Source organism: Pedobacter sp. 01N416 (assembly GCF_056399685.1).
In genome coordinates this window covers 1-10,870 of sequence record NZ_JBFTRT010000106.1, presented here as the reverse complement: position 1 = coordinate 10,870, position 10,870 = coordinate 1, and the positions used below count along the sequence as shown (strand labels likewise).

Sequence of the window (10,870 nt, the reverse complement as noted above, 5' to 3'; positions counted from 1 at the left end):
TAGTCGAAAACAAAAAAACATTTTTCTTCGACAGGCTCAGGATGACAAGGTTTTTTGTTTTCTCCTTAACTTAATAACATTGCCCCATTAGAAGGAAATCGAGAGTTACCACGGCAATCAAGTTTAGATTGGTAATATTTGCTACTATTTAAGGTTGGTTAGCATGATGCTGATCGATGGATCGTATTCCAGCATTGTGCAGCCCCAAATAGTATTGCTTGCCGAGCCACTTAAACCTGATGGCAGCGACAGCCCCGAAGTATGAGGGCTATAGCAAACAGCAGGGCAGCATGAACCGAAATGCTACTGTATCTGATTTTCAGAAAACAAAACTGATTCTCCAGCTTTCTGTCAAATTGCTTTGTGCCTTTTAATAGCGACCTTATTTATAACTTCCAGTCTGGTCTTTCGAAATGGCAGGTATAACCGTAAGGGTTTTTCTGTAAATAATCCTGGTGTTCTTCTTCAGCATTCCAGAAATCGGTTTCAGGTACCACCTCTGTTACAATTTTGCCAGGCCATTTACCAGAAGCATCCAGTTCGGCAATTAATGCATTTGCGGTATTTTTCTGTTCTTCACTATTGTAAAAAATAGCTGAGCGGTATGAGGTGCCCACATCATTTCCCTGTCTGTTGCGTGTGCTCGGATCATGGATCTGGAAGAAGTATTCTAATAATTTGCGGTAGGTTAAAACGGTTGGATCAAAAGTAACTTCAATGGCTTCGGCATGTGTACCATGGTTTCTGTAGGTGGCATTGGGAACATCACCGCCAGTGTATCCTACTACGGTAGAGGTAACCCCTGGGTAATGACGGAGCAGTTCTTCTACTCCCCAAAAGCAGCCGCCTGCAAGAATGGCTTTTTCAGTATTCATATATCTTCCTTTTTTTGATTAATAAAGATACGACGAAGATGTGTAAAGGGAAAGTAAAGAAGGGGGGCGCTATTTAATTGTATGGTATAGTCGGTGAAATGACAAAAGATAGGATAAACCGTTTAGTGTTATCCTGAGGGTTAATTAATTGTTTAAAATCAATATGAGTGACGTACAATTGTTTTCTCTTGGCCTACGGCGCGGTCTTGCCTCGGCTCACCGCCGCCGAAGGGCTCTTTCTTTTTGGCATCAAAAAGACCAGCATAGCTAGCTTGAATGCCGTTTGAAAACATAAAAGCCCATGAAAAAACAAAAAATGCCGGCTGAAAAATTTATTCATTTGTATTATGGTTTTCAGCTGTATTCATGAGGGCTTCGCCGTTTTCTTTCGAAGCGAGTACGTTGGCTTGGGCAGTGCAGCCCGAAAAATTTGTTAGGCCGGATTTATTAGAACGGGATACGGTGCTACGGCCTAGTTGGGCGGAATACACAATCGGCATAAACCATTCATATTTAAATAATTACAAAATAACGTCAATGGCAGCGTAGTTGAAGGATCATTTTACGATATAAACTTATATGATCTTATATTCCTCACATGATTGAACGCATCCAGGGGTCTTCGACTACGTTCAGACTGACAAATTTTGGCAACTGCAAGCTCTTATGTTTTGGAGCGCAAGGTTTCTGCAAACACACTAAATTTCTTCCCGTCTTTCGCTTTTACGCTTTCCCGAAAGTTCGGGATGCCTCGTCGCTGCAGGGTAACGCTTCAACCGGGGCTAATGGCTAACTCAGTTTTTTATTTTTGAGGTTGCAGGGTGCACAACCCGTAGCTTATAAACCCGACAGTAGCGGCAGCCTCCGATTTTTTTCTATCGGAGCTATAGCGAATGGCGGGACTGCAAACCGCCAAGAACTACAAGCCATTCGTTTCCTGATTTTGAATATACAATGTCGGTCGGTGAGACACCAACCGATAGGACGATAAGGGCTTCTGGAAGGCAAGATATCTTGTGAGAAATCGTCATTCTCGCGCAGGCGGGAACCACGCAGTACTCAGCGAAGCTAATCTTAAAGCCAAATGCATTAAGATTCCCAATCAAGTTGGGAATGACGACGTGATTAATGAATATCTTTTGGAGAACTATTGATTGCTCCAGCTAAAATCCATAAAACTTACATTGTTTTTTTTGGAAGAACTTACGGCGATCCCTTGATCGGCCTTATCGGCAAAGGTAAAACCTTCCAGCTCATCCGGTTTATCGGTGTCTATAACTTTGATAACAGATTCCTGACCGCTGGCAAGCGATTTTTCCAGATCAAGAAAGGTCAGTCTCCATTTACGCCCTTCAATTTGGTTTTGGATTAAAACGAGTATACCTTTAGCCGCAATATAATGTAAGTTCTGTACCCATGGCGAGCATGTGAATTTTTTAAAGAGGATTCCTTTTTCACTTGTTTTGCTGGCTTTTGATAAAGCTATTGGGTTATACAATCGTACTTCATTTGCTTTATTGCCATAATCGGCTGTTGTCACAAACCATTTGCCTTTATAATTTACATACTCAGGCCGTGTACCCTGGATACAGGCATCATCTTCAATAGATTTTACAAAATTTCCGTCCAATGTTTTCGTCTTTAAAAAGCCTTCCCAGTTGATGCAGTTAATTATCGCTTTCCAAACGGTGCCTGCTGCATTTTGCTTTACTGAGTTGCCCACAAAAGTTGGTAAGCCTTTGTGATAGGCAATGCCAGTGGGATGTTTGATGATATTTTCGCCTTTAACGGTGAACTTGTATTCCTTATGCTGATCAATCAACGAGTCTTTCTGGAGCTGATATTCGCGCATGATGCCCACTTCTCTATCTCCGTAGAGGAAATACCTTCCGTTTTGATAAGAAATACCCTGACAGGCACCCAACGAATCAATTGTAATCGTTTTTGTAATCTTTCCATCGGTTTTATTGTACCGGGCTACAAAAAACATCATGATCAGTACTAAAATAGGATTTAATGTTTTCATAAACTAAGGATCTAAAGGTTCATCAAAATCAATTTGTAAGGAAGCTGTATTAAAGTAGAATTCGGATTCGGTATCACTTAAACGTTTTCCGTTTTTATAAGGATAGTAGCCGAGTTCTTTTTTGCAACGCTCGGGGAGTAGATTGGTGATGTTATAGCTCTGCGATTTTACGGTGCAGGCTAAACCGGGTTTATCTACCGGCATCCCGTACCTGAACATTAGCCTTGCACAGTTACGCATGTTAGTGGTGGTATGGCGGGCATGTGGCTCCATAATAAGGGCACTTTCGGGTATCTGAAGCACTTCCATCAGGAATTTCTTCATTTCGTAGGCTTCGCTGAATTTGGTTTTATAAGGGTGAACGCGGCCACCCGATACTACAATAAAAGGGGCTACACCTTTTTTATACTGTATAGCTGCTAAGCGGCAGCGGATCATTCCGCCAGCACTTAGCGCAACGTCTTTTTCTTCCGGACCTGCTCCCGGAACCAGGATTACGCTGTAAGGATATTTTTTCCAATCTATTTTTTTGATCTGGTTAATGGCGGCAAGGTTTACGCCTTTAGCCATCGGCTCGTAATCGGCGGCCTCATTGCGTTCGTTCAGTTCTAAAGCTTCCAATGCAAATAACATGGCAGGTTCGAAAAAGAGCTTATTATTGCCCTGCAAGGCTAATAATGCACTGGCCGATGTGAGTTCTGCAAACGTTTTGTCAGTTAGACTAAAACTGATCGAATCTATTTTCGGGTAATTGGGCTTGTTTCCTTCTACGTAAACGCCAATTGCATAATTAATGGCATTGGCATCTTGTTCCCATGCTTTTATTAAAAGGGTTTTGTGTGGTTCTTTGGCAAACATGGCATAACAACCTGAGGGGATAAGATGATTTTTTACCAAATTTCCCAATGCATTGTTTTCTGTATAAAGCAGCGCCAAACGGTTGCCGATATGGGCTATTTCTTCATTGTTGAATTTTAAGGCTTTTGCGTAACAGCTAATATCTGTTTTGCAGGTTTTTACCGCTTCATTTACCTGTGTGGTTTTCGATTTATAGATGTTGCTGAACGCCGTATCTGTACTCAGCATTTTGCGCAGCTCGGGCAATTGCTGAAAAAGGGAAAGCAGGTAATAATTTTTGTATTGTACTTCGTTCCTGGTCTTAATTAACTGATAAGACTGGCTGGTTAAATCTTGTGCAGATAAGCCTTGCCAAAAAAGGCAGAACACAAAGAAGGTATAAAGGGGTTTCATCAAAGTTTTGGAAGCAAATTTAAAGATTGGCCATTAAAGAAACATTAACAAGATGTTATTCTTTGATGGTTGTTAAAACGATTTATTATATATGTATTGGTGTTAATATTAATTTAAAGTGCCAGTTCAAATTGGTGTATAGAGTTAACATAATAGATACATCGTGTTAAAAGTAGACCACTACTTTTGCCGCTGTAGAACGCTCCAAAAATTACTTGTTAACCTTAAAGGATAAGCCTATGTAAATGTGAAAATCTACGCTTCTACTTAAAACGAACCCCCAATTATATTTCAAAACCATTACTAAGAACAAAAAGATGACATCATTTTTTTTAACCGCAAGTATAAAAAGTGCTTGCCGGAAATTGCTTTTGCCTTTAGGCCTATTGGCCATCTGTAATTCCAGTGCAACAGCGATTAATCATGAAGTAACTGCGTCGGGCTTACAACATAAAGTATTTGCCACGGTAAGCGGAACAGTTACCGATCAAAATAACCAACCCTTACCGGGTGTAAGTGTTTTCGAAAAGAAAACAAAAAAAACAACCGTTACCGATCCCAATGGTAAATACTCCATTAATGTAGAAGAAGGTGCAATTTTAGTATTCTCTTATATCGGTTACGATAATCAGGAAGTTACGGTTAACGGCCGCCAGAATATTAATGTTACTTTAAAAGAAAGCAGCAATACCCTAAATGAGGTTGTGGCCATTGGTTACCAGAAAATCAGAAAATCGGATGTAACAGGTGCCATCAGCAGTGTTAAAGCCAGCGAAATGAATTTAACTTCTCCTACTGTTGGCCAGGCATTGGTTGGTAAGGTTGCCGGTGTGCAGGTATCGCAAACCAGCGGTGCGCCATATTCGGGTACTAAAATCAGGGTGAGGGGCATYGGTTCGATTAACGCCAGTTCCGATCCCTTATATGTAATTGATGGTTATCCGGCAGGAAACAACGTATCCATCAATCCAGAGGATATCGAAACCATCGACATTTTGAAGGATGCGGCTTCTGCTGCCATTTATGGCTCAAGGGCATCGGGTGGGGTAGTGTTAATCACCACCAAAAGAGGTGCAGATGGAAAAGGGAAGTTTGAGTACGATGTTCAGGGCGGTATTTCCCAGTTGGCCAAAAAAGTAAAATTATTGGATGCCAACCAGTTTATCCAACTTTTAATCGACGGACGCAACAATGCCTATAAAGATTTGTGGGTAAACTCGGGCAAAACCTGGAACGATGCGATGTTCGGTGATAATAATACTACCCGTATTGCCAATGTAGGCAATGGAAGTAGTGTAAGCATTCCTGCCGATCTTTATAATTTCAGCACACAACAGGCTATCCCTGCAGCTTATAATACCGACTGGCAGGATGAACTCTATCGCAATGCAGCTTTCCAACGCCATAACCTTTCATTTTCTGGCGGTACTAAAGATGTAAAATACTTTTTAAGCGGTGGCTACCAGAACAACGATGGTATTGTTACCAACACCAACCAAAAAGTAACCAACTTCAGGGGGAATATTGATGGTAAGGTGAGTGAGCGTTTACGTGTAGGCGCAAATATTTCGTATACGCAGAACGATAACCGCGAGGTGAGGGAAGGCCGTTACGATTTAAGCCCGATGATGTCGGCTTTAATTTACCTGCCTTATCTGCCTGCGAGGGATGCCAATGGAAACCCGATCCAGTTTGGCATGGGGGCTTTAGCTTCTCAGTATGGGATACAGAATCCTGAGAATCCTTTAGCTACAGTTGAACAGGTAAAAATTACCAGAAAAGGGGCTAGAAGTACCTATAATGCTAACGCCACTTATAACATATTGGATGGACTGGATTTTAAAGCCAATTTGGGTACACAGACTTACAATGAAAAATATGATTTTTATTTGCCAACCAGCTTAAGTAATGGTAACAACCCACCTTATTCTACAGCTGCAATAACGGCGGCGAATGCAATTGCGCAAACCCTTAGCCAGGTTGATCAGCTTGGCGAATTTACCCTAAACTACAATAAAACCTTTGGCAAACATAAAATTGATGTGCTTGGAGGATATTCTGCGCAAAAAACAACCAGCGATCTGATCCGTATTTCTGCCAGTGGTTTCCAGAACGATAAAATAGGCGAAATTACGGATAAAGGTGCTGATGCAGGATTTTTGACTTTAATAACCGATGGAGCAAACAAAACGGCTAAAGCTACCAATACCTTACTTTCTTATTTCGGCCGTTTCAGCTATAACTATGCTGGTAAATACTTTTTAACCGGTTCATTCCGCCGTGATGGGTCATCAAGGTTTGGTCCGCTGAATAAATATGGCAATTTTCCTTCGGTAGCCGCAGGATGGAACCTTTCGGAAGAAGATTTCTATAACAGTTTTCTTGGCGAACAATCAACTGTTAAGTTAAGGGCAAGTTGGGGATTGAGCGGCAACAACAACATTCCGAATTACAGAACCGCACAGGAAATGAGTGCGCCGGGCGGTGTGGTTTTTGGAAATGCGATTTCGACGGCGATCTGGCCAAATGCCATCCAGGACCCGAAGCTGGGATGGGAATCTACTTCCCAGTATAATTTTGGTACCGATATCAGCCTGTTCAAAAACCGCTTAAATATCATTGCCAATTATTACCTGAGTTATTCGTATAATTTGTTGTTCAACCAACCAATTTCTGCTGTATCAGGAACTTCTTCTATCCTGACCAATCTGACCGACAGTAAAATCAGCAACAAAGGTTTTGATATCCAACTGGATGGAAGAATTATCCAAAAACAGGATTTTACCTTGGGCCTCAGCGGAAACATTGCCGTTAACCGCAACAAAGTATTAAATATGGGTGGTGCGAGTACCATTTTAACCAATGGTGCAGAACGTTCGTATTTAACACACATTACACAAGAAGGTCAGCCTGTAGGGATGTTCTACGGATTTAAGGCTTTGGGTAGAATTACTGCCGATAATTTAGGTAAGGTTGCCCCATCGGCATCTGCTACGAACCCGGCTAAAATCGGTGATTTATATTTTCAGGATACGGATGGTAACGGCATTGTAAATGACGCGGATAAAACGGTAATCGGTACCCCGTACCCTAAATTCACCTATGGTTTTGCTTTAAACACCTCTTACAAAACGTTCGATTTAAGGGCATCTTTCAATGGATCGTACGGGAACCAGGTTTTAGATGGGCAGGATTACTACCTGTATAACTTTGAAGGTTCGGGAAATCAATATGCAGAGGTTGCCGACCGTTACAGAAACGAAGCTAACCCTGGCAGTGGTTTAAATTATCGCGCATCTCGGGCAGGTACACAAAGTAACAGTACCCGTTTATCGTCTTTCTATATTCAGGATGGATCTTACTTTAGATGTACCAACATTACTTTAGGTTATACCTTCCCTAAAATGCTCGCCAATGCGATAAAAGTGAGCAACATCCGCATTTATGCCAGTGTTGATAATGCTTTTACGATTACCGATTACAAGGGTTATAACCCAGAGGTAGATTATAGTGGAGGTTCTAATTTAACTCCAGGTGTAGATTATGGTAACTATCCATTGGCAAGAGCCTATAACCTGGGTATTAAACTTACTTTTTAGCATTAAGAAAATGAAGAACAATATTTATACAATTCTGGCCCTCGGAGCAGTTTTAACCCTAAGTGCCTGTAAAAAAGATTTTTTAGCACAAAACAACCCAAACGCGGTTACTGTTGAAGACTATTTTAAAACAGAAAACGATGTGCTATTGGCAGTAAATGGCGCTTACCAGTCGTTAAGGAGTAGTAATACCCTGGGTGAGAACAGTGGACTGTTTACCGATGAACGCTCGGACGATGCGGGAAGAAATGACAACCAGAGTAATGCTGGTGAGCCCTTCCAGTTTAACGATTTCTCTTTATTACCCAGTAACTCTTATTTAAAAGCACACTGGCTGGCGCTTTTCAACGCGATTACCCGGAGCAATGTAATTTTATCGAACATTGATAAGGTAACTTTTGTAACACCTGCAAACAAGATTAATTACATTGCCGAAGCCAAATTTATAAGGGCCATTATGTATTTTGAACTGGTAAGGAAATGGGGTCCTGTTCCCTTAGTTACTAAACAATTGAACAATACTGATGAGGTTACCGCAGCAACCTTCCGTGTACCTGAGGCTGATGTGTACAACCAGATTGTTGCCGATTTAAAAGACGGTTTAAACAGTACGCTGCCGAATTTTCAGAACTCGGCAAACATCGGGAGGACTTCGAAAGCTGCAATTAATGCTTATTTGGGCAAGGTTTACTTAACGATGGCGGCAACGTTACCGGCAAATAAAGCCGAAAACCTAACTAATGCCAATACTTATCTATTGGCAGCTTACAACATGAAAACTTTTGGAAATTTATCTGAAATCCCTTATGTTGATGTTTTTGATGTAGCGAAGAAAATGAGTTGTAAAGAGTTGATTTTCCAGATATCCTATAAACAAGGTGATGTGAATTACAGTTCGAGTATTGCTGCAAACAACCAGGCAAAAGGCGAATTGATTAATTCTTTAAAAGTATCAACCGGTATTGGTGGTAATGTGAAGCTAGACCTGATCAATGAGTATGAACCAAGCGATTTAAGGAAAGATTTCTCGGTAAAATACGCTAACGATGCCACGGTAAAGGATTGGTTTATTACCAAATTCCGCGATGCGAGTGAATTGGCCACTAAAAACGGTTATGGAGGCAACGACTGGATTTTGATGCGCTATGCTGATGTAATTTTAATGCTTGCGGAGGTAAATATGTTGCAGGGCAACGATGCGGTGGCCATTCAATATCTGGATATGGTTAGGGCAAGGGCTGGAATGCCATTATACGCTGTAGCCAAAACAGATGCCACCTATGCGGCTAAATTCCCGACTTTAAAATTGGCTATTTTGCACGAGCGTAGGGTAGAGTTTGCTTTCGAACACCAAAGATGGTTCGATTTAATCAGGAATTTTACTGCTGCGGAATTGGTTACTTACTTAAAAGTGAAACCACAGTCGTCGTATGGAATTGCTAAACTGGCTRACGTAACTACAAAAGACAGGTATTTTCCTATTCCTTTTGATGAAGTGAAATTAGATCCGGTTAAAATGTATCAGAATCCGGGTTACTAAACGGATTGGTAATATTTAAGCAAAGCGGGCTGATCATTGATCGGACCGCTTTTTTAGTTTTCATTGACAGATTCCAATCTAAGGATCGTCATCTCGACTGAAGTGCAACGGAAGGGAGAGATCTTTGAAACAAATATTGAAATTAAAAGATTTCTCCGCTACGGTCGAAATGACGATACTTCGAGACTATTATCTCCTTAAATCTAATCTCACTAATATTAATTTTTATATATCGAGATACCTTGTAATATATTTAATCATGTCCTTCGACGAGCTCAGGATGACAACCTGTAATACTGACTCCTATATAGCTTATTACAATCTGCGAAAATCTGCTGATCTGCGGGAGCTTTTTTTATTTATTCCTGCTGATTAAAGGTGATCACGCAGATTCTAAAGAAAGTCGTCATTCCCGCGCATGCGGGAATCTTAATGCAACATAAAAACCCTACTAAGGCATTACGATTCCTGCCGGAACCCTTTTTAAACTCCCGCTGATTTAAGATGAAAAATGCAGAATCCAGTTTGCGAATCTCATTCATATTTGTAATTCACTCCGAATTTGTCACGTTGAGCCCGTCGAAACGCCTTGTAAGATATTTAATCAGGTCCTTCTACAAGCTCAGGATGACATTTTTTAATACAAACTTGAACTGAAAACTACTTTGCCTAAATAATATTCCGTGTAATTTTTCCTTTGATAATGTAAAGTGCCTGGATGTTTTTCTTGCGGATTACGGTATCGCCTTTAAAATTTGGATTTGAAGAACGGAGGATTAGTTTGGTATTATCGGCGTGCTGAAAAATTAGTTTTATGGTGCGTAAACTGTTGCTATCTGCATCCGTCATCACCACATAAGCTTCGCCCCACTGTAAAATTTCGTAATTGGTAATTTCTTTTATGGCAATAATTTCGCCTGCGGCATATTTGGGGTACATGCTATCGCCATAAACGGGTAAATAAGCCGTACAATCGTTAAAAGGAAGGTAATTTACCAGGTATTCTGCCCGTTGTTCTTCTACCAGGAGATCTTTAGCATCTGATAAGCTCATATCGAAATAAGGAACACCCTCTTTACTTTCGCTAACGCCTGGCTTCTTTTTAAAAAACGGTTCGCCGGTTCCGTTTTCAAGCCATGTTAAATTTACGTCGAATTTAAGTTCGAGTTTATCTTTAATGGCGTTAGATACATTAACCCTTTCTCGTAAAATATCCGATAAAGAGCCCTGTTTGATATTCAATGCGGTAGCAAAATCTTTTTGAGTTTTAAAATACAATAAATCCATTAATGACTTTAAGCGCTGATTCTCATTCATAGTAGTATGTTAATAAGTTTTATGTACAAAATATAGTTAAACTTATTTTTTTTTGCTAAATTCGTTAGCTAAGATAATAATTTAAAACTATACGCTATGGAAGGGAACTCAAATTTTAAAAAAGAAACTATGGCTTTTATTGATGCCATTGAAAACTTTTTTTTATCAGATGGTGTAGGCCATCATTTAAATTTTTTAAAAAACTGGGTAAACCCATCTCAAAACGAATTCGATTATTCGCCGCAAAAGCACCCTGCAAAGC

At 40.4% G+C, this 10,870-nt stretch carries 6 protein-coding genes; 2 read left to right on the top strand and 4 right to left on the bottom strand.

Annotated features, from left to right (window positions below; translation table 11 throughout):
- Positions 1 to 386 precede the first annotated feature (386 nt).
- The 3 genes from msrA to AC1DND_RS08120 all read right to left on the bottom strand — a co-directional run bounded on the left by msrA (position 387) and on the right by AC1DND_RS08120 (position 4,152).
- Complete coding sequence (gene msrA, locus AC1DND_RS08130) at positions 387 to 875, bottom strand: peptide-methionine (S)-S-oxide reductase MsrA (RefSeq protein ID WP_057933770.1); 489 nt, start codon at positions 873 to 875, stop codon at positions 387 to 389.
- A gap of 1,147 nt (positions 876 to 2,022) precedes the next feature.
- Positions 2,023 to 2,901 (bottom strand): hypothetical protein, encoded by an 879-nt coding sequence (locus AC1DND_RS08125; protein WP_477580639.1) that lies wholly within the window; start codon positions 2,899 to 2,901, stop codon positions 2,023 to 2,025.
- Positions 2,902 to 2,904: 3 nt separating this feature from the next.
- Positions 2,905 to 4,152, bottom strand: a complete 1,248-nt coding sequence (locus tag AC1DND_RS08120) for a YdcF family protein (protein WP_477580637.1) — start codon at positions 4,150 to 4,152, stop codon at positions 2,905 to 2,907.
- A gap of 317 nt (positions 4,153 to 4,469) precedes the next feature.
- Here AC1DND_RS08120 and AC1DND_RS08115 point away from each other — a divergent pair, with 317 nt between their 5' ends.
- Both AC1DND_RS08115 and AC1DND_RS08110 read left to right on the top strand, forming a co-directional pair.
- Positions 4,470 to 7,751, top strand: coding sequence for a SusC/RagA family TonB-linked outer membrane protein (locus AC1DND_RS08115; protein ID WP_477580635.1), 3,282 nt, complete (start codon positions 4,470 to 4,472; stop codon positions 7,749 to 7,751).
- 10 nt (positions 7,752 to 7,761) lie between these two features.
- Positions 7,762 to 9,291 carry a RagB/SusD family nutrient uptake outer membrane protein gene (locus AC1DND_RS08110; protein WP_477580633.1) on the top strand — a complete coding sequence of 510 codons (1,530 nt, stop codon included), beginning with the start codon at positions 7,762 to 7,764 and terminating at the stop codon, positions 9,289 to 9,291.
- Between the two features lie 669 nt (positions 9,292 to 9,960).
- On the opposite strand, the gene AC1DND_RS08105 is transcribed toward AC1DND_RS08110, so the two are convergent.
- The gene (locus AC1DND_RS08105) at positions 9,961 to 10,608 is read right to left on the bottom strand and encodes a LexA family transcriptional regulator (RefSeq protein WP_477580631.1); all 648 of its coding nucleotides are present in this window, start codon (positions 10,606 to 10,608) and stop codon (positions 9,961 to 9,963) included.
- Positions 10,609 to 10,870 lie beyond the last annotated feature (262 nt).